This window comes from Mesorhizobium sp. M7A.F.Ca.US.007.01.2.1, from assembly GCF_003998165.1.
GTDB classification, from domain to species: domain Bacteria; phylum Pseudomonadota; class Alphaproteobacteria; order Rhizobiales; family Rhizobiaceae; genus Mesorhizobium; species Mesorhizobium ciceri.
Window position 1 is genome coordinate 1 of record NZ_RZQP01000086.1, and the last position, 23,168, is coordinate 23,168.

Below are 23,168 nucleotides of genomic sequence, written 5' to 3' on the forward strand. Positions count from 1 at the left end.
CGCGGAAATAGTCGAGCAGAGCGTCAAGTTCTTGGCGCGGCAGCGTCGAGGCTTCGATCAGGCGCAGATCCTCGTCGCGGCATTCGCCGGGCAGCAGCGCCAGTTTTATGCCGCGTTCGCGGGCGGTCGAGGCAAGCTGGTCGCAGCCGTAGCGCCACCAGTCGTAGCCGCCGAGGATGCGCACGAGGATGATCTTGGCATGGCGGGCGACGCTGTCGACCCAGAGGTCGACGGACATCGGATGGCGCAGGTCGCGCAACGCCGCCAGCCGCATCGAGGGCAGGCGGTCGGCATCGGCCTTCCACGCTGCCGCCAGTCCGGCGAGGTCGCTGTCGGTGAAGGACAGCGCCACGATATCCGCCGGAGTCTGCCGCAGATCGACCGGCTCGGCGAGGTCGTCGAGCGAGGCGGATGTCGTGGTGAGGATGTGCATCGCGACCCGTGTCCGAAATCAGCCGGCGAGTATACGCTCGATCGCCGGGCGGTTCAGCCCCTTCAGGCCGATGACGACGAGGCGCGAACGGCGGTCATCCTCAGCGGTCCAGGCACGGTCATAGTAATGATTGACGCGCGGTCCGACGGCCTGCAGCAACAGCCGCATCGGCTTGCCGCCGACCTCGACGAAGCCTTTTACACGCAGCACGTTCTCTTCTTCGGCGACGATGGCGACGCGCTTTGCCAGCTCGTCCGGATTGGCGATCGAGGCAATATCGACAATGAAGGTGTCGAAGTCGTCGTGCTCGTGGTCGAATGCGCCGTCATGATGGGATTTGCGGTTTTCGATGTCGTCCTCGACGGCGAGACCGAGCCCGAGCAGCACCGAGGGATCGACCTTGCCATGCGACGTCGGCACGATCTTTACGGCGCGGGCGGAGTGTTCGCCAATGATGGCATTGGCGCGGGCAGTGCCGGCGGCGTCCATCAGGTCGCTCTTCGACAGGATGATCAGGTCGGCGCAGGCGATCTGGTCCTCGAACACTTCTTCCACCGGATCGTCGTGGTCGAGTGTCTCGTCCCCGGCGCGCTGCGCCTGCAGGGCATCCATGTCGTTGGCGACGCGGCCTTCGGCCAATGCCGGTCCGTCGACCACGGCGATGACGCTATCGACGGTCACCCGGCTTTTCACGCTCGGCCACTGAAAGGCCTGGACCAGCGGCTTGGGCAGTGCCAGGCCCGAGGTTTCGATCAGGATATGGTCGACCTTCGGCGTCAGCGACAGGATTTGGTCGAGCGCCGGGACGAAATCATCGGCGACAGTGCAGCAGATACAGCCATTGGCCAGTTCGACGATGTTTTCCTCCGGACAAGTATCGATGCCGCAACCTTTGAGAATCTCGCCGTCGATGCCGATGTCGCCGAATTCGTTGACGATGATGGCAATGCGCTTGCCGCCGGCGTTTTCCAGGAGATGGCGGACCAGCGTCGTCTTGCCGGCGCCGAGGAAGCCAGTGACGACGGTGCAGGGAACGCGGGAGAGGTTCGCAGACGAATCTGAGGCAGTCATGGTCAGTCCTTCAGCATGTCGAGGGGAGGGATGCGGGCAACGAGGCCACGCTTCAGGCTATCGGGACGGCCACGCCAGGGAATGAGACCGTCGGTCGAGGTGGCGAAAAGCTTGGCGCCCGTGACGAGGTCGGCGCCGCTGGTCGCGGTCAGGTCGCCGAAGACATAGCTCCAGCAGCCGTCGCGCAGGATCGCGGCGCTGAGGCGCCGCTTGCAATTGCCAAGGCATTCGACGCTGCGGATGCGGATATCGTCGCCAGCGGCGGCGCGGCGCGTGTCGTCCGTCAGCAATTCGCCGGCGCGGGGATGAGCGTCGGAGCCGGTCTCATTGCGGCAGGAGGCGCAGACGATGATCGTGACGCCGGCCAAGGCATCATCATGGCCGGACGAAATATCCGCTGTGCCAGCCGAAAAACTGCTGTCGTGGTCCAAAGATCGGGCTCCTTGCCCGGAAACCCGCCGGGCGATCGGATTCTACAGTCGCAGACGGCAGGTCTCCTGGCTCGCGAGTCATCGCCTTGGGTAGCCGCCTTCCCGGGAATTCCCAGTGGTTTTCGGCCTTGGCTCTTCGCTTACAGTTGCGGGGACAGCCGCGGATTTGGGATTTTGCCCCGCACCGCATTCCCTCTTAGCCCTTGCCGTTGCGGGCAAGGGACCATCTGGAACCGGATTTAGGCTTTTGCGGGCGGCGGTGTCAACGCGAGCTTACGACACGGCTATGTCGGCCAGCGCCGCGCCCAAATCGCCGGCAGGCGTCACTTCGATGCGTTCGAGCCCGAGCCAACCTTGCATCTGCTTCAATTCCTCGAACAGCTCCGCAGCGGTTTCAGGCGGCGCACCGGGCTCGGCATAGGCCGCATGGACCCGCAGTATGCTGGCCGGGCGATCGGCCTTGAGGTCGACGCGTGCCACGATCCTGTCGCCGAGCAGGAACGGCAGGACATAATAGCCATACTGCCGCTTGTCGGCCGGTGTGTAGATCTCGATGCGGTAGTGGAAATCGAACAGCCGCTCGGTGCGCGAGCGCTCGAAGACGACCGGATCGAAGGGTGCCAGCAAGGCGCGGGCCTCGACTTTGCGCGGCAGACGGGCGTCCCGGTGAAGATAGGCCGGCTTGTCCCAGCCTTCGACACGCACCGGCAGCAACTCGCCCGTTTCAACCAGTTCCTCCAACCGGCCTTTCATATCGGCCGGCGACAGGCGGAAATAGTCGCGCAAATCGCTTGAAGTCGCCACGCCGTGGGCGCGGGCGGAAATGCGCAGCAATTCGCGGTGCGCGTCCTCAGGCGTCGGCACCGGCAGATCGAGGATCGCCTGCGGCAGCACGCGCTCGGGCAGGTCATAGAAGCGCTCGAAACCGCGGCGGTGCGCCGTGGTGATGCGGCCGGCCCAGAACAGCCATTCGAAGGCGTGTTTGGCATCGCTCCAGCCCCACCAGCCGCCCGAACCTTTCTGGCCCTCCAGCGCGGAAGCGGCGATCGGGCCGCGCTCGGCGACCTCGCGGTAGATCTCTTCGATGTAGGCGGCGTGCTCGCGGCCCCATTTGGCGAGACCCAGATACATTTCCTCGCCCCGCTCGGCGCGCTGCATGCGCCAGCGCATCAGCGGGTATGTCTCGACCGGCAGGAAGGACGCCTCGTGCGCCCAGTATTCGAAAACCGTGCGCTTACGCGTCACGGCCGCGTTGTCGAGCAGCGAGAACGGGTAGGGGCCAAGGCGCGAATAGAGCGGCATATAATGAGCGCGCACCACCGCGCTGACGGAATCGATCTGCAACAGGCCGGTGCGGGAGAGCGTGCGGGCAAAATGCCGGCGGTCGGGCGTGCCGGTCGGGCGAGGATCGAGGAACCCTTGGGCGGCAAGGGCGATGCGCCGGGCCATCGGGAGCGAGATCTTTTCCTTCATGCAGGTATCACTTTGACGTGTTTTGACCGAGGGTCGAATGGCTGATTCCAACCCATGCTAGCAGGGTTTTGGCAGCATTCATGTCAGGAGAGAAAAGTGGAGTAAAAAGCGAAGGAAATCAAACAGGAGCGGATCGGACCAGTTTGCCGCGATATGCCGTCCAGGTCGATGTTTTGAACAAGGTTTGACTTGCTTCGCTGGAAGTGCTGCGCTAACCCTCGCCGCGTTGCAGCATAGGCCCTTAAAACGGTTCAGCGGTTAAACTGTCACGCTTCCGCATTAGGGTCCGGTGCTGTAATCAACGTGGATTGGCGCCAACGGAAAGCCGAGCATGAACGCACTCTTGAGCTCATACCTGCCCATCGTCCTGTTCATAGGCGTGGCGCTGGTTGTCGGCCTGGCGCTGCTGGCCGCGCCCTTCCTGGTGGCCTACCGCAATCCCGATCCCGAAAAGCTTTCCGCCTACGAGTGCGGTTTCAACTCGTTCGACGACGCCCGCATGAAGTTCGACATCCGTTTCTACCTGGTGTCGATCCTGTTCATCATCTTCGACCTGGAAGTAGCCTTCCTGTTTCCGTGGGCGGTGTCGTTTTCGAAGATCGGCATGCTCGGTTTCTGGTCGATGATGGTTTTTTTGGCGGTGCTGACCATCGGCTTTGCCTATGAATGGAAAAAAGGAGCGCTGGAATGGGATTGAACGACAGTTCAGGCACCCTCGTCGCGCCGAAGCCCAAGGGCATCATCGATCCCAACACCGGCAGGCCGGTGGGGGAGGACGATCCCTTCTTCCTCGAGATCAACAACGAGTTGGCCGACAAGGGCTTTCTGGTCACTTCGACCGAGGCGCTCATCACCTGGGCGCGCAGCGGGTCGCTGATGTTCATGACGTTCGGCCTCGCCTGCTGCGCGGTCGAGATGATCCACACCTCGATGCCGCGCTATGATTCGGAGCGGTTCGGCGTCGCGCCACGCGCGTCTCCGCGCCAGTCCGACATCATGATCGTCGCCGGCACGCTGACCAACAAGATGGCGCCGGCGCTGCGCAAGGTCTACGACCAGATGCCGGAGCCGCGCTACGTCATCTCGATGGGCTCCTGCGCCAATGGCGGCGGCTATTACCACTATTCCTATTCGGTGGTGCGCGGCTGCGACCGCATCGTGCCGGTCGACATCTATGTGCCCGGCTGTCCGCCGAGCGCCGAAGCGCTGCTCTACGGCATTCTTCTCTTGCAGAAGAAGATCCGCCGCACCGGCACGATCGAACGGTAAATCCATGACCGCATCCCTGAGCGAACTGTCGACCTATCTCGGCGAGAAGCTGATCGGCCGCGTGAACGAGGCTGATATCGCCTATGGCGAACTCACCATCCATGTCGAGCCGCGCGATCTGGTCGAGGTGATGACCTTCCTGCGCGACGATGCGCGCTGCCAGTTCATCTCGATCATCGATGTCTGCGGCGCCGACTATCCGTCGCGGGCCAAGCGTTTCGACGTCGTCTATCACCTGTTGTCGCCGAAGCAGAATGTGCGCGTCCGCGTCAAGGTGCAGGCCGACGAGGAAACCATGGTGCCGTCGATCACCGGCGTCTATCCCGGCGCCGACTGGTTCGAGCGCGAGACCTACGATCTCTACGGCGTTTTGTTCTCCGGCCATCCCGACCTGCGCCGCCTGCTGACCGACTATGGCTTCGAAGGCCATCCCTTGCGCAAGGATTTCCCGCTGACCGGCTTCGTCGAGGTGCGCTACGACGACGAGGCCAAGCGCGTTATCTATGAGCCGGTCGAGCTCAAGCAGGAATTCCGCAATTTCGATTTTCTGTCCCCGTGGGAAGGTACGGATTACGTGCTGCCGGGTGACGAGAAGGCAAAGCAGTAAATGGCTGAAACCTCCGTCCGCAACTTCAACATCAATTTCGGCCCGCAACACCCCGCGGCGCACGGCGTTTTGCGCCTTGTGCTGGAGCTGGACGGCGAAGTCGTCGATCGCGTCGATCCGCATATCGGACTGCTGCATCGCGGTACCGAAAAGCTGATCGAAGCCAAAACCTATCTGCAGGCGGTACCCTATCTCGACCGGCTCGACTATTGCGCGCCGATGAACCAGGAACATGCCTTTGCGCTGGCCGCCGAGCGTCTGCTCGGCATCGAGGTGCCGAAGCGTGGCCAGGTGATCCGCGTTCTCTACAGCGAGATCGGCCGCATCATGTCGCACATCCTCAATGTGACGACGCAGGCGATGGACGTCGGTGCGCTGACGCCGCCGCTGTGGGGCTTCGTCGAACGCGAAAAGCTGATGGTGTTCTATGAGCGCGCCTCCGGTTCGCGCATGCATGCCGCTTATTTTCGGCCCGGCGGCGTCCATCAGGACCTGCCGCGTCAACTGGTCGAGGACATCGGCAAGTGGATCGACCCGTTCCTGAAGTCGATCGACGACCTCGACCGGCTGCTGACCGGCAACCGCATCTTCAAGCAGCGCAATGTCGATATTGGCATCGTCTCGCTGGCGGATGCCTGGGCCTGGGGTTTTTCGGGCGTGATGGTGCGTGGCTCGGGTGCAGCCTGGGATCTGCGCAAGTCGCAACCCTATGAATGCTATTCGGAGATGGATTTCGATATTCCGATCGGCAAGAACGGCGACTGCTTCGACCGCTACCTCGTGCGCATGGAAGAAATGCGCCAGTCGGCGAAGATTATGCGCCAGTGCGTCGACCTTTTGCTCGGCAAGGAGAGCACCGGCCCGGTGTCGAACCTCGATGGCAAGGTGGTGCCGCCCAAGCGCCAGGCAATGAAGCGCTCGATGGAAGCGCTGATCCATCACTTCAAGCTCTACACCGAGGGTTATCGCGTGCCGGCCGGCGAGGTTTACGCCGCTGTCGAGGCGCCGAAGGGCGAATTCGGCGTCTATCTGGTTTCCGACGGCTCCAACAAGCCCTACCGCTGCAAGCTGCGCGCGCCGGGTTTCGCGCATCTGCAGGCGATGGATTTCCTCTGCCGCGGCCACATGCTGGCCGACGTCACCGCCGTTCTCGGCTCCCTCGACATCGTGTTTGGTGAGGTCGATCGCTAAATGTCAGTCCGCCGTCTCGCAGAAGCCAGCGTCCAGCCAGCATCCTTCGCCTTCAACCGGGCGAATGCCGCGGCTGCGAAGCAATGGATCAAGAAGTACCCGAAGGGCCGTGAACAGTCGGCCATCATCCCGCTTCTGATGATAGCACAGGAGCAGGAAGGTTGGGTGACGAAGGCGGCGATCGAGACGATCTCCGACATGCTCGGCATGCCGCGCATCCGCGGGCTGGAAGTCGCGACCTTCTACACGCAGTACCAGTTGAATCCGGTCGGCACGCGTGCGCACATCCAGGTCTGCGGCACCACGCCCTGCATGCTGCGCGGTTCGGAAGCGCTGATGGATGTCTGCCGCTCCAAAGTCCATCACGACCAGTTCCACACCAACGACAAGGGAACCTTGTCCTGGGAAGAGGTGGAATGCCTCGGTGCCTGCGTCAACGCGCCGATGGTGATGATCTTCAAGGACACGTTCGAGGATCTGACGCCGGAACGCCTGGCTGAAATCATCGATCTCTATGACGCCGGCAAGGGTGCTGCGGTGGAACCGGGGCCGCAGAATGGCCGCACCGGCTCGGAGCCGGCCTCCGGCCTCACCACGCTGAAGAGCGAAAAGGCGATCCTCAAGTCGACCCGCGACAGGGAAGCCAGGGAGGCGGCCAAGGCCGCCAGGGCGGCACCCGACGCGATCGTCGCAGCGCCGGTGCCGGCCGCGGCCCCTGTCGCACCGTCCAACACCAGCAAGCCGAAGACCGACGCCCCTGAAACCAGCCCGGCGTTGAAGACGCCTTCAAAAACCAAGGTCGCGCCGGCGGTTGAAAAGGCGGCGAGTGTTGCCGCTCCACTGCATTCGGCCGCCAATGCCAACAAGGCAGACTCCAAAGTCGAGCAGGTTTCCAAGCAGCGCAGTGGCCCCATCACCAAGGCCGAGCCGGCCTCCGCCTTCAAGGCGCCAGAGGTCAAGGTACCGGCCGCCAAGCCGGCCAAACCGTCGCTCGGGGACAAGAACCGCCCGGCCGGCATCGACAGGCCGGCACAGGTCGATGACCTCAAACTGATCTCCGGCGTCGGCCCCAAGATCGAGGGCATCCTGCATACGCTGGGCATCTTTACCTTCGCGCAGGTCGCGTCGTGGAAGAAGGCCGAACGCGAGTGGGTGGATGGCTATCTCTCTTTCCAGGGCCGCATCGATCGCGACGACTGGGTCAAGCAGGCCAAGGCGCTCGCCAAGGGTGGCGTCGCCGAATACATCCGCGTCTTCGGCAAGAAGCCGGTCTGAGGGACGAAAAATGCTCGGGGATAAAGACCGCATCTTCACCAATATCTACGGCCTGTTCGACAAGTCCTTGGCCGGCGCGATGGCGCGCGGCGCCTGGGATAACACGCCCGGCATCGTCGCCAAGGGCCGCGAGTGGATCGTCAACGAGATGAAGGCGTCGGGCCTGCGCGGCCGTGGCGGCGCCGGCTTTCCGACCGGCCTCAAATGGTCGTTCATGCCCAAGCAGAGCGATGGCCGGCCGAGCTATCTCGTGATCAACGCCGACGAATCCGAGCCCGGCACCTGCAAGGACCGCGACATCCTGCGCAACGACCCGCACACGCTGGTCGAGGGCGCGCTGCTTGCCGGTTTCGCCATGGGTGCGGTTGCCGCCTACATCTATGTGCGCGGCGAGTTCATCCGCGAGCGCGAGGCGCTGCAGCGCGCGATCGAGGAGGCCTATGAGGCCAAGCTGATCGGCAAGAACAACACCTCCGGCTACGATTTCGACATCTACATGCACCACGGCGCCGGCGCCTATATCTGCGGCGAGGAGACAGCGCTCCTCGAAAGCCTCGAAGGCAAGAAGGGCCAGCCGCGGCTGAAGCCGCCATTCCCGGCCAATGTCGGCCTCTATGGCTGCCCGACCACGGTCAACAATGTCGAATCGATCGCGGTTGCGCCGACCATCCTGCGCCGCGGTGCGGCCTGGTTCTCGTCCTTCGGCCGGCCCAACAATGTCGGCACCAAGCTGTTTTGCATCTCCGGCCATGTCAACAATCCGTGCACGGTCGAAGAGGCGATGTCGATCCCGTTCCGCGAACTGATCGAGACGCATTGCGGCGGCATTCGCGGCGGCTGGGACAATCTTTTGGCGGTCATACCGGGCGGCGCTTCGGTGCCGCTGGTGCCGGCCGAGCAGATCATCGACGCGCCGATGGATTTCGACGCGCTGCGCGACCTCAAATCCGGCCTTGGAACCGCGGCTGTCATCGTCATGGACAAGTCGACCGATGTCGTGAAGGCGATCGCGCGGCTTTCCTACTTCTACAAGCACGAGAGCTGCGGCCAGTGCACGCCATGCCGCGAAGGCACCGGCTGGATGTGGCGGGTGATGGAACGGCTGGTGCGCGGCGAGGCGCAGAAGCGCGAGATCGATATGCTGCTCGACGTCACCAAGCAGATCGAAGGCCATACGATCTGCGCGCTGGGCGACGCGGCGGCATGGCCGATCCAGGGCCTGATGCGGCATTTCCGCGGCGAAGTGGAGCGGCGCATCGACGAGTTTTCGCGCAATGCGCACCGGGCCGAGCCTGTGATGGTGGCGGCGGAATAGAAGAACGTTTTACGCGGACGAAAGTCCGCAGCGAAGGGCGGGGCGAACGACGAAACGACCAGGAGAACTCTATGGCGCCGTATTCGAACCCGCTGATGCCCAATTTGGACCAGATCGACAAGATGAACCAGGACTTGACCAGGATGATGCCGAAGGAGATGGCCTGTGCCGTCAACCTTTTCGTGCATCCTGTGGCGGGTGCGGCGGCGATGTCGGCGCTTGGCCTCGGGCTTGCCAATCATGCTTTCGGCGTCTGGCTGGGCGCGTTTTCAGGTGCGGCAGAAGCCTCGCAACGGCTGCTGCAGCCGATCGTCGATGATTTCGAGGCGCGCGTCGCGCAGTTCGATGAACCGAGTCCTTCCTCCACCAAGGCACGGGCAACGGCGAAAACAATGATCGCCGAGGCGCAGTCCTTCGCCAGGGAGGTCACCGATATTGCCGCCAAGGAAGCCGCAACTGCCGTGCCGGCCGCAAACGCCGCTCCAGCAACAAGCGGCGTCGGCGATGCGCTGTTGCCCGAGGATTTCAGGCAGCCCAAGGCCATGCAGAAGCCGGCGAAACCGGCGGATCTCAAGGCGATATCCGGCATCGGGCCGAAGCTGGAGAAGGTTCTCAACGGCCTCGGTATCTGGACGTATGCCCAGATCGCGGCATGGACGCCGCAAGAGGTTGCCTGGGTCGAGGACTATCTGTCGCTCGGCGGCCGCATCGGCCGCGACGATTGGACAGCCCAAGCGGCGGCGCTCGCCGTCAAGAAGTGAATGAAGTGCCCGACGTGGTCTCGACCGCGTCCGGAAAAAGAGATTGCGGGAACTCCGCAGGGGTTTGAGGCGAATGGCAAAGCTCAAGGTCGACGGGAAAGAGATCACTGTACCCGACCACTACACGCTGCTGCAGGCGGCGGAAGACGCTGGCGCGGAAGTGCCGCGCTTCTGCTTTCATGAGCGGCTGTCGATCGCCGGCAATTGCCGCATGTGCCTGATCGAGGTGAAGGGCGGGCCGCCCAAGCCGCAGGCCTCCTGCGCCATGAACGTGCGCGACCTGCGTCCCGGCCCGAATGGCGAGGCACCGGAAATCTTCACCAACACGCCGATGGTCAAGAAGGCCAGGGAAGGCGTGATGGAGTTCCTGCTGATCAACCATCCGCTGGATTGCCCGATCTGCGACCAGGGCGGCGAATGCGACCTGCAGGACCAGGCGATGGCCTTCGGCGTCGATTCCTCGCGCTATCACGAGAACAAGCGCGCGGTCGAAGACAAATACATCGGACCGCTGGTGAAGACGGTGATGAACCGCTGCATCCACTGCACGCGCTGCGTCCGCTTCACCACCGAAGTCGCCGGCATTTCCGAACTGGGCCTGATCGGCCGTGGCGAGGATGCCGAGATCACCACCTATCTCGAACAGGCGATGACCTCGGAGCTGCAGGGCAATGTCATCGACCTTTGCCCGGTCGGCGCGCTGACCTCGAAGCCATTCGCCTTCCAGGCGCGGCCGTGGGAGCTGACCAAGACCGAATCCATCGACGTGATGGATGCCGTCGGCTCGGCGATCCGCGTCGATAGCCGGGGCCGCGAAGTGATGCGCATCCTGCCGCGCGTCAACGAGGCGGTGAACGAGGAGTGGATCTCCGACAAGACCCGCTTCATCTGGGACGGCCTGCGCACGCAACGCCTCGACCGCCCCTATGTGCGCAAGGACGGCAGACTGGTTGCCGCCAGCTGGGCCGAGGCCTTCGCCGCGATCAAGGATGCGGTGTCGAAGACGGCGCCCGAAAAGATCGGCGCCATATCGGGCGATCTCGCCGCTGTCGAAGAAACCTATGCGCTCAAGCTGCTGATGGCTTCGCTCGGCTCGAAGAACACCGATTGCCGCCAGGATGGCGCCGCACTCGATCCGGCGCTCGGCCGCGCGAGCTACATCTTCAACCCGACCATCGAAGGCATCGAGCAGGCCGATGCGGTGCTGATCATCGGCGCCAACCCACGCTATGAAGCCTCGGTGCTCAATGCCCGTATCCGCAAGCGCTGGCGGACCGGCAATCTGCCGGTCGGCGTCATCGGCGATGTCGGCGATACCCGCTACGACTACGAACAGCTGGGCGCCGGGCCGGATTCGCTGAAGGATTTGGCTGACGGAAACGGCAAGTTCTTCCAGACGCTGAAGAAGGCGACACACCCGCTGATCATCGTGGGACAGGGCGCGCTGGCGCGTGCCGATGGCGCGGCCGTGCTCGGCCAGGCGGCCAAGCTCGCGGCCGCCGTCAACGCTGCCCGCGCAGACTGGAACGGCTTTGCCGTGCTGCACAATGCGGCCGGGCGCGTCGGCGGTCTCGATCTCGGCTTCGTGCCGGGCGAGGGCGGCAGAAACGTTGCCGGCATGCTGGGCGAAATGGAGCTCTTGTTCCTGCTCGGCGCCGACGAGATCGACATGGCCAAGACCGGCGGCGCCTTCGTCGTCTATATCGGCACGCATGGCGACCAGGGCGCGCACCGCGCCAATGTCATCCTGCCGGCGGCCGCCTACACGGAAAAATCGGCCACCTATGTCAACACCGAAGGGCGTGTGCAGCAGACCAACCGCGCCGGCTTCGCGCCGGGCGAGGCGCGCGAGGACTGGGCGATCCTAAGGGCGCTGTCGGATGTGCTGGGCAAGAAACTGCCGTTCGATTCGCTGCCGCAGCTGCGCGCCAAGCTTTATGGCGAATACCCGCATCTGGCCCGTATCGACCAGGTCGCGGCCGGCAATGCCGAGGATATCGCCGAGGTGGCGAAGCTCGGCGGACGGCTGAATAAGGGCACCTTCACCTCGCCGGTGAAGGATTTCTACCTGACCAACCCGATCGCGCGGGCATCGGCCGTGATGGCGGAATGCTCGGCACTGGCCAAGAGCGGCTTCAAGCAGGCGGCGGAATAAGCATGGACACTTTCTTCTCCTTCTACGTGCTGCCGGCGCTGCTGATCCTGTTGAAGTCAGTCGTGCTGATCGTCGTTCTTTTGATCTTCGTCGCCTACATCCTCTACGCCGACCGCAAGATCTGGGCGGCGGTGCAATTGCGCCGTGGCCCGAACGTCGTCGGCCCCTGGGGCACGCTGCAGGCTTTCGCCGATCTGTTGAAGTTCGTCTTCAAGGAGCCGGTCATCCCGTCCGGCGCCAACAAGGGCGTGTTTCTTTTGGCGCCGCTGGTGTCGGCCGTGCTGGCGATCTCGGCCTGGGCGGTCATCCCGGTCAGCCACGGCTGGGCAATCGCCAACGTCAATGTCGGCATCCTCTATGTCTTCGCCATCTCCTCGCTCGAGGTCTACGGCGTGATCATGGGCGGCTGGGCGTCGAACTCGAAATATCCGTTCCTCGGCGCGCTGCGCTCGGCCGCGCAGATGGTGTCCTACGAAGTTTCGATCGGCTTCGTCATCGTCACCGTTCTGCTCACCGCTGGCTCGCTCAACCTCACCGATATCGTGCTGTCCCAGCATGATGGAATTGGTACGCGGCTTGGCCTGCCCAACACCTTCCTCGACTGGAACTGGCTGGCGCTGTTCCCGATGTTCATCATCTTCTTCATCTCGGCGCTGGCCGAGACGAACCGCCCGCCTTTCGATCTGGTGGAAGCCGAATCGGAACTGGTCGCCGGCCACATGGTCGAATATTCGTCGACGCCGTTCCTTTTGTTCTTCCTCGGCGAGTATGTCGCCATCGTGCTGATGTGCGCGCTGGCCACCATCCTGTTCCTCGGCGGCTGGCTGCCTCCGTTCGACTTCGCGCCGTTCACCTGGGTGCCGGGCGTCATCTGGTTCGTGCTGAAAGTCTGCTTCGTGTTCTTCGGCATCTCCATGGTGAAGGCCTTCGTGCCGCGCTACCGCTACGACCAATTGATGCGGCTTGGCTGGAAAGTGTTCCTGCCGATCTCGCTGTTCATGGTGGTCGCCACCGCGGCCTTCCTCAAGATCACGGGGTTTGCGTGATGTCCGCTCTTTCCCAAGCCGCCAAATCGCTGCTGCTGCAGGATTTCGTCAGCGCCTTCTTCCTGTCGATGCGCCAGTTCTTCGCGCCGAAGGAGACGATCAACTATCCGCACGAGAAGGGGCCAACCAGCCCGCGCTTCCGCGGCGAGCATGCGTTGCGCCGTTACCCGAACGGCGAGGAACGCTGCATTGCCTGCAAATTGTGCGAGGCGATCTGCCCGGCGCAGGCCATCACCATCGAGGCCGGCCCGCGCCGCAATGACGGCACGCGCCGCACGGTGCGCTACGACATCGACATGGTGAAGTGCATCTATTGCGGCTTCTGCCAGGAAGCCTGCCCGGTCGACGCCATTGTCGAGGGGCCGAATTTCGAGTTCGCGACGGAGACGCGCGAGGAACTCTACTACGACAAGGACAGGCTGTTGGCGAATGGCGACCGGTGGGAGCGCGAGCTGGCGCGCAACATCTCGCTGGACTCGCCCTACCGCTGATATTTGACGCATGGACGGGGCGAGGGGCCTCGTCTAAGGACACAACGAAACTTGCGGCCTGAGGCGGCAAACATCGAAACAGGACGGTTGTCCTGTTTGTACAGGAACCCGGGGGATCCCCAATGTTGAGTGGACTAGAGGCGGCCTTTTTCTACCTCTTCGCCTTTGTCGCGGTGGCATCGGCGTTCATGGTCATTTCGTCGCGCAACCCCGTGCATTCGGTGCTGTTCCTGATCCTGACCTTCTTCAACGCCGCCGGCCTGTTCATGCTGACCGGCGCCGAGTTCCTGGCGATGATCCTGCTCGTCGTCTATGTCGGCGCGGTGATGGTTCTGTTCCTGTTCGTCGTCATGATGCTCGACGTCGATTTCGCCGAACTGAAGAGCGGCGCCCTGCAATATGCGCCGATCGGCGCGCTGGTCGGGCTGATCCTGGCGGCGGAGCTGATCGTGGTTCTCGGCGGCTACACCTTCGCGCCGCAGCTCGCTTCGACGGTCTCCAAGCCCATTCCGGATCTTGCCACGCGGACCAATACCGCCGCGCTCGGCGACATCCTCTATACGGACTACCTCTACTACTTCCAGATTTCGGGCCTCGTGCTGCTGGTCGCCATGATCGGCGCCATCGTGCTGACGCTGCGCCACAAGCCAGGCGTCAAGCGGCAGTCGATCGCAGCCCAGGTCGGCCGCACACCGGCGACCGGCATGGAAATCCGCAAGGTCAAGACAGGCGAGGGACTCTGAAATGGTTGTCGGCATCGCACATTATCTGACCGTATCGGCTGTTCTGTTCACGCTCGGCGTGTTCGGCATCTTCCTGAACCGCAAGAACGTCATCGTCATCCTGATGTCGGTCGAGCTGATCCTGCTGGCGGTCAACATCAACTTCGTCGCCTTTTCGGCAGCACTCGGCGATCTGGTCGGCCAGGTGTTCGCGCTGTTCGTGCTGACGGTCGCGGCGGCCGAAGCCGCCATCGGACTTGCCATTCTCGTCGTCTTCTTCCGCAACCGCGGCTCGATCGCGGTCGAAGACGTGAACATGATGAAGGGTTGACGGAACCACCATGTATCAGGCCATCGTCTTCCTTCCCCTGCTCGGCTTCCTGATCGTCGGCCTGTTCGGCACGTCGCTCGGCGCCAAGGCGTCCGAATACATCACCTCGGGTTTCCTGGTGATCGCGGCCGTGCTGTCGTGGGTCGCGTTCTTCACCGTCGGTTTCGGCCATGGCGAGGTGTTCACCGTGCCCGTGCTGCGCTGGATACAGTCGGGTGGGCTGGAAGCGTCCTGGGCGCTGCGGATCGACACGCTGACGGTGGTCATGCTGGTGGTGGTCAACACCGTGTCGGCGCTGGTCCACATCTATTCGATCGGCTACATGCACCACGATCCGAACCGGCCGCGCTTCTTCGCCTATCTGTCGCTGTTCACCTTCGCCATGCTGATGCTGGTGACGGCGGACAACCTCGTGCAGATGTTTTTCGGCTGGGAAGGGGTGGGGCTGGCGTCCTATCTGCTGATCGGCTTCTGGTACAAGAAGCCGTCGGCCAATGCCGCGGCAATCAAGGCCTTTGTCGTCAACCGCGTCGGCGATTTCGGCTTCGCACTCGGCATCTTCGGCGTGTTCGTGCTGTTCGGCTCGGTCAATCTCGGCACTATTTTCGCCAATGCGGCGACGTTCATCCCGGCCGAAGGTGCACCGCAGGGTGCCGCGGTGCTGACTTTCCTTGGCCATGCGCTGGACAAGCAGGCGGCCATGACGATCGTCTGCCTGCTCCTGTTCATGGGTGCCATGGGCAAGTCGGCGCAAGTGCCGCTGCACACCTGGCTGCCGGACGCCATGGAAGGCCCGACGCCGGTTTCGGCCCTGATCCATGCCGCCACCATGGTGACGGCGGGCGTGTTCATGCTGGCGCGGTTGTCGCCGCTGTTCGAACTGTCGCATTCGGCGCTGACGGTCGTGACCTTCATCGGTGCCTTCACGGCCTTCTTCGCGGCCACCGTCGGTCTCGTCCAGAACGACATCAAGCGCGTCATCGCCTATTCGACCTGCTCGCAGCTCGGTTACATGTTCGTGGCGCTCGGCGTCGGCGCCTATGGCGCGGCGATCTTCCACCTGTTCACGCATGCCTTCTTCAAGGCGCTGCTGTTCCTCGGCTCGGGCTCGGTCATCCACGCCGTGTCCGACGAGCAGGACATGCGCAATATGGGCGGCCTCAGGAAACTGATCCCGACCACCTACTGGATGATGGTGATCGGCACGCTGGCGCTGACCGGCGTCGGCATTCCGGTGACGGTCATCGGCACCGCCGGCTTCTTCTCCAAGGACGCCATCATCGAGAGCGCCTTTGCCGGCCACAATTCGGTTGCCGGCATGGCCTTCGTGCTTTTGGTCATCGCCGCCTGCTTCACCTCCTTCTACTCCTGGCGGCTGATCTTCATGACCTTCCACGGCAAGCCGCGGGCGAGCCATGAGGTCATGCACCATGTCCATGAATCGCCGCCGGTGATGCTGGTGCCGCTGTTCATCCTGGCTGCGGGTGCGCTGTTTGCCGGCGTCATCTTCCACAACGCCTTCATCGGCGAGGGCTATGCCGAGTTCTGGAAGGCATCGCTGTTCACATTGCCTGACAATCACATCCTGCACGACATCCACGAATTGCCGCTGTGGGTCGAACTGTCGCCCTTCATCGCCATGCTGATCGGCTTCGCGCTGGCCTGGAAATTCTACATCCGCTCGCCGGAAATGCCGGTCAACCTGGCCGCGCAGCATCGCGGGCTCTACGCCTTCCTGCTCAACAAGTGGTATTTCGACGAGCTCTACGACTTCCTGTTCGTGCGGCCCGCCAAGCGCCTTGGCCATTTCCTGTGGAAGACCGGCGACGGCACCGTCATCGACGGCCTCGGCCCCGACGGTATCTCGGCGCGTGTCGTCGATGTCACCAACCGCGTCGTCAAGCTGCAGACCGGCTATCTCTACCACTACGCCTTCGCCATGCTGATCGGCGTTGCCGCACTCGTCACCTGGATGATGCTCTGATGACCGCCTGGCCAATCCTCTCGCTGGTCACCTTCCTGCCGCTGGTTGGTGTGCTGCTTATCCTGTTCATCAATGACGACAGCGAAAATGCACGCCGCAACATCCGCGCCATCGCGCTGTTGACGACGACTTTCACGTTCATCATCTCGCTGTTCATCTGGACCGGATTCGACAATTCGCAGTCCGGCTTCCAGTTCGTCGAGAAGGTCGCCTGGCTCGATTCCGGCATTTCCTACCATATGGGCGTCGACGGCATCTCGATGCTGTTCGTCATCCTGACGACCTTCCTGATGCCGCTCTGCATCCTGGCCTCGTGGGAATCGATCGAGAAGCGCGTCAAGGCCTACATGATTGCCTTCCTGCTGCTCGAAACGCTGATGATCGGCGTGTTCTGCGCGCTGGACATCGTGCTGTTCTACGTCTTCTTCGAAGCCGGCCTGATCCCGATGTTCATCATCATCGGCGTCTGGGGCGGCAAGCGGCGCGTCTACGCCTCGTTCAAGTTCTTCCTCTACACGCTCGCCGGTTCGGTGCTGATGCTGCTCGCCATCATGGCGATGTTCTTCCAGTCCGGAACAACCGACATCCCGACGCTGCTGACCCACAACTTCCCGGCCAACATGCAGACCTGGCTATGGCTTGCCTTCTTCGCCTCCTTCGCGGTGAAGATGCCGATGTGGCCGGTGCACACATGGCTGCCCGACGCGCACGTCGAGGCGCCGACGGCGGGCTCCGTCATCCTGGCCGGCATCCTGTTGAAAATGGGCGGGTACGGCTTCCTGCGCTTCTCCTTGCCGATGTTCCCGCTGGCGTCGGAAATGTTCGCGCCGCTGGTCTTCGCGCTGTCCGTCGTCGCCATCATCTACACCTCGCTGGTGGCGCTGATGCAGGAGGACATGAAGAAGCTGATCGCCTATTCGTCGGTTGCTCATATGGGCTTCGTCACCATGGGCATCTTCGCCATGAACCAGGAAGGCGTGCAGGGCGCGATCTTCCAGATGCTCAGCCACGGCCTCGTCTCCGGCGCGCTGTTCCTGTGCGTCGGCGTCATCTACGACCGCATGCACACACGTGAGATCGCGGCCTATGGCGGGCTGGTCAACAACATGCCGAAATACGCCACGGTGTTCCTGATCTTCACCATGGCCAATGTCGGCCTGCCCGGTACCAGCGGCTTCGTCGGCGAGTTCCTGACCATGCTCGGCGTGTTCCGGGTCAACACATGGGTGGCGTTCTTCGCCGCCACCGGCGTCATCCTGTCGGCCGCCTACGCGCTCTGGCTCTACCGCCGGGTGATCTTCGGCGCACTGACCAAGGAGAGCCTTAAGGGACTGCTCGACCTGTCGCCGCGCGAGAAGGTGATCATCTACCCGCTGGTCGTGCTGGTCATCTTCTTCGGCGTCTATCCCGCCCCGGTCTTCGACGCGACGGCCCAATCGGTCAAGTCGCTCGTCACCAATGTCACTGCATCCATCGGCGCCGCGCAGACCGCGGCGGCGAACTGACCAGAGGTTTTGCGAACCATGACGCCGGACCTTCTCTCCAGCCTGTCGCTCTCGACGCCAGAGCTGATCCTTGCCGTCGGCGCGCTGGCGCTGCTGATGGTCGGAGCCTATTCGCGCGCCAACACGGCCAACACGGTAACCGGCCTCGCGGTTGCCGTGCTGGCGATCGCGGGCGCCTGGCTGATCTTCCGAACCGGGCAGGGCAGCGCTTATGGCAATGCCTTCATCCAGGATTCCTTCGGCCGCTTCATGAAGGTGCTGGCACTGGTCGGCTCGGCGGTGACGCTGGTGATGTCGATGCGCTTCGCCAAGGCGGAGCGTTTCGACAAGTTCGAATATCCGGTGCTGATCCTGCTGTGCACGCTCGGCATGATGCTGATGATCTCGGCCAACAGCATGATCGGCCTCTATCTCGGCCTCGAGCTGCAGTCGCTGGCGATCTATGTGCTGTGCGCGATCAACCGCGACAATCTGCGCTCGACCGAAGCGGGCCTCAAATATTTCGTTCTCGGTGCGCTGTCGTCGGGCATGCTGCTCTATGGCATCAGCCTGGTCTACGGCTACACCGGCAACACCGGCTTCCAGGAAATCGCCACGGCACTCGGCAGCGGCGAGCGCCAGCTTGGCCTCGTTTTCGGCCTCGTCTTCGTGCTGGCCGGCCTTGCCTTCAAGATTTCCGCGGTGCCGTTCCACATGTGGACGCCTGACGTCTATGAGGGCGCGCCGACTCCGGTGACGGCCTTCCTGGCGGCGGCGCCGAAAATGGCGGCGATGGCACTGATCGTGCGCGTCACCATGGGCGCGTTCAAGCCGATCGCCGCCGACTGGCAGCAGATCATCGTCTTCATCTCGATCGCCTCGATGGCACTCGGCTCCTTCGCCGCAATCGGGCAGACCAACATCAAGCGCCTGATGGCCTATTCCTCGATTGGCCATATGGGTTACGCGCTGGTCGGCCTTGCCGCCAACAGCCAGGCCGGCGTGCGCGGCGTTGCCATCTACATGCTGATCTATCTGGTGATGACGCTCGGCACCTTCGCCTTCATCCTCGCCATGCGGCGCAAGGAAGGCAATGTCGAGCAGATCAGCGACCTGGCCGGCCTGTCGTCGACCAATCCGGTCATGGCGACGATCCTGACCATCCTGATGTTCTCACTCGCCGGCATTCCACCGCTCGCCGGCTTCTGGGGGAAATGGTACGTCTTCCTCGCCGCCATCAACGCCAATCTCTACGCGCTGGCGATCATCGGCGTGCTGGCCTCGGTGGTGGGCGCCTATTACTATTTGCGCATCATCAAGATCATGTGGTTCGACGAACCGGTCGGCGGCTTCGTGCCGATGGCGACGGAATTGCGTGTCGTGCTCGGCGTCTCCGGCGCCTTCGTGCTGTTCTACGTGTTGATCGGTGGGCCGATCGGCACCTATGCCGAAGCCGCCGCCAAGACGTTTTTCTAGACGGCATGGCATTTCGGCTGGCTCCAACCTCGGCGTCGGAAGGGTTCCGGCTCGAGGCGCATGAGAGCGTCGGCTCCACCAATGCGCTGGCACTGGACCACGCAAGGGCAGGCGACGCCGGCAAATTGTGGGTCGTTTCCAAGAAGCAGGAAAGCGGGCGTGGCCGGCGCGGCCGCGTCTGGGCGACCCCGGAAGGCAACCTGGCGGCGACGCTGCTCGTCATCACCAAGGCAGAGCTTCGCCTTGCTGCGACATTGGGCTTCGTCGCAGGACTGGCGCTGGCCGATGCACTCGATGCCGTGGTGCCGAAGGGCCGGATCGCCATTGGCCTCGACGGTGGCAGCGAAGGAAAAAACCGTTTCGAGCTGAAATGGCCGAACGACGTGCTTGCCTCCGGCGCCAAGCTGGCCGGCATCCTGCTGGAATCGGCAATCCTCGAGGGCGGCCGTTTCGGAGTGGCGGTCGGCATCGGCGTCAATGTGGTGGCATACCCTGAGGATTTGCCGTATCCCGCAACTTCCTTGCGCGCGCTGGGCGCGGCATGCGATGCGGAAACACTGTTCCTGGCGCTGTCGGATGCCTGGAGCGAGAATGCCCGATTGTGGGATGAGGGGCGCGGACTTGCCGCCGTCAGGCGACGGTGGCTTGATCGTGCCGCGGGGCTCGGCGGCGAGGTTGCCGTCAGAATTGACGGTAATGTGGTGCGCGGGGTGTTTGAGACCATTGACGAGGACTGCCGTTTCGTGATCCGCGACGATGAAGGTTCGGTTCGGACGATCGCCGCCGGCGATGTGCATTTCGGCGCGGTCGCTTCGGCCAGGGCATAGGGCCGTTCATGAACGGTTCTAACTGTTTGTTTTTGCGCAACTCCGGTGGGAAAACCGTTACACACTTTTCCCGGAATTGCTTTTGAGCTTGGCCTGAGGGCCAGGAAGGGAAAAATCATGGCGAAAGCGGAAAACGCCGAACTCGTCTTCGTGCCGCTCGGCGGCGTCGGCGAGATCGGCATGAACTTCGCTCTTTACGGCTACGGGCCGCCCAGCGCGCGCGAATGGATCGTCATCGATGTCGGAGTGACCTTCCCCGATGCCAGCCTGCCGGGCGTCGACCTGGTGCTGCCCGACACACGCTTCATCGAGGAGAACCTCGCCAATCTGCGCGGCATCATCATCACGCATGCGCATGAAGACCATTACGGCGCGCTGCTCGACACATGGCCGAAGCTGAAGGCGCCGGTCTGGATGACGCCGTTCAGCGCCGGCCTGCTGGAAGCCAAGCGGCAAGGCGAGCAGGGCGCGCCGAAAATACCGGTCACGATCTACCGGGCGGGCGAGAAATTCACCGTCGGCCCCTTCGAGATCGAAGCCATTCCGGTCGCGCACTCGATTCCCGAGCCGATGTCGCTGGCGATCACCTCGCCGGCAGGCACCGTCATCCATACCGGTGACTGGAAGATCGATCCGGAGCCGACGATCGGGCCAAAGACCGACGAGGCGCGTTTCCGCGCCTATGGCGACAAGGGCGTTCTGGCGCTGATCTGCGATTCGACCAATGCGCTGCGCGAAGGCGAGTCGCCTTCGGAAGTGGCTGTGGGCGAGGGCCTCAAGGGCGTCATCCAGGCTGCCAAGGGCCGTGTCGCCGTCACCACGTTCTCCTCCAATGTCGGACGCATCGTCTCGATCGCCAAAGCGGCGCGCGATGCCGGACGCCAGTGCCTGGTGCTTGGCCGTTCGCTGAAGCGGGTCATCGATGTGGCCGGAGAACTCGGCTACATGGACGGTCTGCCGGAGTTCATCGCCGAGGAGGATTTTGGTTTCATCCCGCGCGAAAACCTGGTCATCATCTGCACCGGCAGCCAGGGCGAGCCGCTGGCCGCACTGGCCAAGCTGTCGCGCGAAGAGATGAAGTCGGTGTCGCTGACGGCAGGCGACACGGTGGTGTTTTCCTCGCGTACGATTCCCGGCAACGAGAAGGCGATCCTCGAGATCAAGAACCGTCTCATCGACCTGGGCGTCAAGATCATCGAGGACGGCGATGCGCTGGTGCATGTCTCCGGCCATCCGCGGCGCAGCGAATTGCGCAAGATGTATGAATGGGTGCGCCCGCAGATCGGCGTTCCCGTGCATGGCGAGGCGGCACATCTGGTGGCGCAGGGCTCGCTGATGTCGACATCGGGCATCGGCCAGGTGGCGCAGGTGCGCGACGGCGACATGCTCAGGCTTGCTCCCGGCCCAGCCACCATCATGGATCAGGTGCCGTTCGGCCGTATCTACAAGGATGGCAGACTGATCGGCACCGATCAGGCGATGGGCATCCGCGACCGGCGCAAATTGTCCTTTGCCGGCCACGTGGCGGTCAATGTCGTGCTGGACGACAAATATGAGCTTGCCGGCGACCCCGATCTGGTCGCCATCGGCGTCGCCGAGGCCGATGGCCGTGGCGAGTCGCTGGAAGATCTGATGATCGATGCGGCAATCGGCGCGGTGGACTCGATCCCCCGTCAGCGACGAAAAGACCTCGACCTGGTGCAGGAAGCAGTGCGGCGCGCCGTGCGCGGCGCCGCCAACGAAGCCTGGGGCAAGAAGCCGTTGGTGACGGTGTTCGTCACTCGCTGAGGGGAGTGGGGCAGTAAGGGAGTAGGGCAGTAGGGATTTCGATACGAGGCAGGTCAGCTTTTCCCCTATTGCCATACTGCCCTATTGCCATACTGCCCTGAGGAAAACCTATGCTCGGACGTCTGAACCATGTCGCGCTTGCCGTGCCGGATCTGGCTGCTGCCGTAGCGGCCTACCGCAACACGCTCGGCGCGGAGGTTACGGCGCCGCAGGCACTGCCGGAGCACGGGGTGACGGTGGTGTTCGTCAATGTCGGCAACACCAAGGTCGAACTTCTGGAGCCTTTGGGCGAGGGATCGCCGATCGCCGCCTTCCTGGAGAAGAACCCCTCCGGCGGCATGCATCACCTTTGCTATGAGGTCGACGACATCCTGGCCGCGCGCGATCAGCTCAAGGCCGCCGGCGCCCGCGTGCTGGGCGACGGCAACCCGAGGATCGGCGCGCACGGCAAGCCGGTGCTGTTCCTGCATCCGAAGGATTTCTTCGGAACGCTGATCGAACTGGAGCAATCATGAGCTGGGTTTCGTTCACAGCCCTGTTTTTCGCGACCTGGTGGGTGGTGCTGTTTGCCGTGCTGCCGTTCAGCGTGAGGACGCAGGACGACGATCACGACGTGACGCTCGGCACGGTTCCGAGCGCGCCGCGTGGGCCTCACATGCTGCGCGCCGTGATCCGCACCACCATCGCCACCGCGATCCTGATGGGCATTTTCTATGGCCTGACGCATGGGCTGGGATACAGCCTCAACGACATCCCGCACATCGTGCCGGAATTCAGCCAGACGCCGGCTAAATAGACTGTCCAGCGACGGCGTTTTCATATGTCGGAACCGGGCGGGTTTCGGCGGGGAATGTCGTGCCGTTTTGCGGCCTGACGAGCGCTGACGCTGGGTAAGGTGGTTTGGCAACGCGTTGCGCTAAGCAGATGATTGCACAAAAAAAATGCAAGGCACGAGGCCTTGCAATTTAAACGCGTCCGATCTGTTTCCGGTTTCCGGCGGCAGCGAGTAACCGCGCCTAGATCGCATCCTCCCAAGAC

General features: G+C 63.1%; 22 protein-coding genes, 1 pseudogene and 1 riboswitch. Of the genes and pseudogenes, 19 read left to right on the plus strand and 4 right to left on the minus strand.

The window, feature by feature from the left end; genetic code table 11:
- The 4 genes and pseudogenes from EN949_RS17155 to EN949_RS17170 form a co-directional block, all read right to left on the minus strand.
- Window positions 1-433: pseudogene (locus EN949_RS17155) on the minus strand (cobaltochelatase subunit CobN); the annotation flags it as partial.
- Between the two features lie 18 nt (window positions 434-451).
- Window positions 452-1,504, minus strand: coding sequence for a cobalamin biosynthesis protein CobW (gene cobW, locus EN949_RS17160; protein WP_127367481.1), 1,053 nt, complete (start codon window positions 1,502-1,504; stop codon window positions 452-454).
- Window positions 1,505-1,506: 2 nt separating this feature from the next.
- On the minus strand, window positions 1,507-1,935 hold the full coding sequence (locus tag EN949_RS17165; protein WP_127371148.1) for a DUF1636 family protein: 429 nt from the start codon (window positions 1,933-1,935) through the stop codon (window positions 1,507-1,509).
- 38 nt (window positions 1,936-1,973) lie between these two features.
- A riboswitch (cobalamin riboswitch) is annotated at window positions 1,974-2,178 on the minus strand.
- A 30-nt stretch (window positions 2,179-2,208) separates the two neighbouring features.
- Window positions 2,209-3,408, minus strand: coding sequence for a winged helix-turn-helix domain-containing protein (locus tag EN949_RS17170; RefSeq protein WP_063168239.1), 1,200 nt, complete (start codon window positions 3,406-3,408; stop codon window positions 2,209-2,211).
- A 331-nt stretch (window positions 3,409-3,739) separates the two neighbouring features.
- Between EN949_RS17170 and EN949_RS17175 the strand changes: the two genes are divergently transcribed.
- The 19 genes from EN949_RS17175 to EN949_RS17265 all read left to right on the plus strand — a co-directional run bounded on the left by EN949_RS17175 (window position 3,740) and on the right by EN949_RS17265 (window position 22,926).
- Window positions 3,740-4,105 (plus strand): NADH-quinone oxidoreductase subunit A, encoded by a 366-nt coding sequence (locus tag EN949_RS17175; protein ID WP_010910112.1) that lies wholly within the window; start codon window positions 3,740-3,742, stop codon window positions 4,103-4,105.
- Window positions 4,096-4,677 (plus strand): NADH-quinone oxidoreductase subunit B, encoded by a 582-nt coding sequence (locus EN949_RS17180; RefSeq protein WP_013531090.1) that lies wholly within the window; start codon window positions 4,096-4,098, stop codon window positions 4,675-4,677. Before EN949_RS17175 ends, EN949_RS17180 begins: the two co-directional genes overlap by 10 nt.
- A 4-nt stretch (window positions 4,678-4,681) precedes the next feature.
- Window positions 4,682-5,284, plus strand: coding sequence for an NADH-quinone oxidoreductase subunit C (locus tag EN949_RS17185; protein ID WP_013531091.1), 603 nt, complete (start codon window positions 4,682-4,684; stop codon window positions 5,282-5,284).
- Window positions 5,285-6,475 carry an NADH-quinone oxidoreductase subunit D gene (locus EN949_RS17190; protein ID WP_024501361.1) on the plus strand — a complete coding sequence of 397 codons (1,191 nt, stop codon included), beginning with the start codon at window positions 5,285-5,287 and terminating at the stop codon, window positions 6,473-6,475.
- Window positions 6,476-7,750 (plus strand): NADH-quinone oxidoreductase subunit E, encoded by a 1,275-nt coding sequence (locus tag EN949_RS17195; RefSeq protein ID WP_127365860.1) that lies wholly within the window; start codon window positions 6,476-6,478, stop codon window positions 7,748-7,750.
- A 10-nt stretch (window positions 7,751-7,760) separates the two neighbouring features.
- Entirely contained in the window at window positions 7,761-9,065 is a 1,305-nt protein-coding gene (gene nuoF / locus EN949_RS17200) for an NADH-quinone oxidoreductase subunit NuoF (RefSeq protein WP_013531094.1), read from the plus strand.
- A 71-nt stretch (window positions 9,066-9,136) separates the two neighbouring features.
- On the plus strand, window positions 9,137-9,826 hold the full coding sequence (locus EN949_RS17205; protein ID WP_127365861.1) for an NADH-ubiquinone dehydrogenase: 690 nt from the start codon (window positions 9,137-9,139) through the stop codon (window positions 9,824-9,826).
- A 73-nt stretch (window positions 9,827-9,899) separates the two neighbouring features.
- The gene (gene nuoG, locus EN949_RS17210) at window positions 9,900-11,981 is read left to right on the plus strand and encodes an NADH-quinone oxidoreductase subunit NuoG (protein ID WP_127365862.1); all 2,082 of its coding nucleotides are present in this window, start codon (window positions 9,900-9,902) and stop codon (window positions 11,979-11,981) included.
- A gap of 2 nt (window positions 11,982-11,983) precedes the next feature.
- Window positions 11,984-13,027: an NADH-quinone oxidoreductase subunit NuoH gene (gene nuoH / locus EN949_RS17215; protein WP_013531097.1), complete on the plus strand. Its 1,044-nt coding sequence runs from the start codon at window positions 11,984-11,986 to the stop codon at window positions 13,025-13,027.
- Window positions 13,027-13,518, plus strand: a complete 492-nt coding sequence (gene nuoI / locus EN949_RS17220) for an NADH-quinone oxidoreductase subunit NuoI (RefSeq protein WP_013531098.1) — start codon at window positions 13,027-13,029, stop codon at window positions 13,516-13,518. The genes nuoH and nuoI overlap by 1 nt, the downstream gene beginning before the upstream one ends.
- 122 nt (window positions 13,519-13,640) lie before the next feature.
- Window positions 13,641-14,261 (plus strand): NADH-quinone oxidoreductase subunit J, encoded by a 621-nt coding sequence (locus tag EN949_RS17225; protein ID WP_013531099.1) that lies wholly within the window; start codon window positions 13,641-13,643, stop codon window positions 14,259-14,261.
- Window position 14,262: 1 nt separating this feature from the next.
- A complete protein-coding gene (gene nuoK, locus EN949_RS17230; protein WP_010910101.1) occupies window positions 14,263-14,571 on the plus strand; it encodes an NADH-quinone oxidoreductase subunit NuoK in 309 nt (102 codons plus the stop codon).
- Between the two features lie 10 nt (window positions 14,572-14,581).
- Window positions 14,582-16,555: an NADH-quinone oxidoreductase subunit L gene (gene nuoL, locus EN949_RS17235; RefSeq protein WP_063168236.1), complete on the plus strand. Its 1,974-nt coding sequence runs from the start codon at window positions 14,582-14,584 to the stop codon at window positions 16,553-16,555.
- Window positions 16,555-18,060 (plus strand): NADH-quinone oxidoreductase subunit M, encoded by a 1,506-nt coding sequence (locus EN949_RS17240; RefSeq protein WP_024501357.1) that lies wholly within the window; start codon window positions 16,555-16,557, stop codon window positions 18,058-18,060. Before nuoL ends, EN949_RS17240 begins: the two co-directional genes overlap by 1 nt.
- 18 nt (window positions 18,061-18,078) lie before the next feature.
- Window positions 18,079-19,515 (plus strand): NADH-quinone oxidoreductase subunit NuoN, encoded by a 1,437-nt coding sequence (gene nuoN / locus EN949_RS17245; protein WP_013531102.1) that lies wholly within the window; start codon window positions 18,079-18,081, stop codon window positions 19,513-19,515.
- Window positions 19,516-19,520: 5 nt separating this feature from the next.
- Window positions 19,521-20,342 carry a biotin--[acetyl-CoA-carboxylase] ligase gene (locus tag EN949_RS17250; protein ID WP_063168233.1) on the plus strand — a complete coding sequence of 274 codons (822 nt, stop codon included), beginning with the start codon at window positions 19,521-19,523 and terminating at the stop codon, window positions 20,340-20,342.
- A 117-nt stretch (window positions 20,343-20,459) separates the two neighbouring features.
- Window positions 20,460-22,130 (plus strand): ribonuclease J, encoded by a 1,671-nt coding sequence (locus tag EN949_RS17255; RefSeq protein WP_013531104.1) that lies wholly within the window; start codon window positions 20,460-20,462, stop codon window positions 22,128-22,130.
- Window positions 22,131-22,240: 110 nt separating this feature from the next.
- A complete protein-coding gene (gene mce, locus EN949_RS17260) occupies window positions 22,241-22,645 on the plus strand; it encodes a methylmalonyl-CoA epimerase (RefSeq protein ID WP_013531105.1) in 405 nt (134 codons plus the stop codon).
- A complete protein-coding gene (locus tag EN949_RS17265) occupies window positions 22,642-22,926 on the plus strand; it encodes a DUF1467 family protein (protein WP_013531106.1) in 285 nt (94 codons plus the stop codon). The genes mce and EN949_RS17265 overlap by 4 nt, the downstream gene beginning before the upstream one ends.
- The last annotated feature ends 242 nt before the right edge of the window (window positions 22,927-23,168 follow it).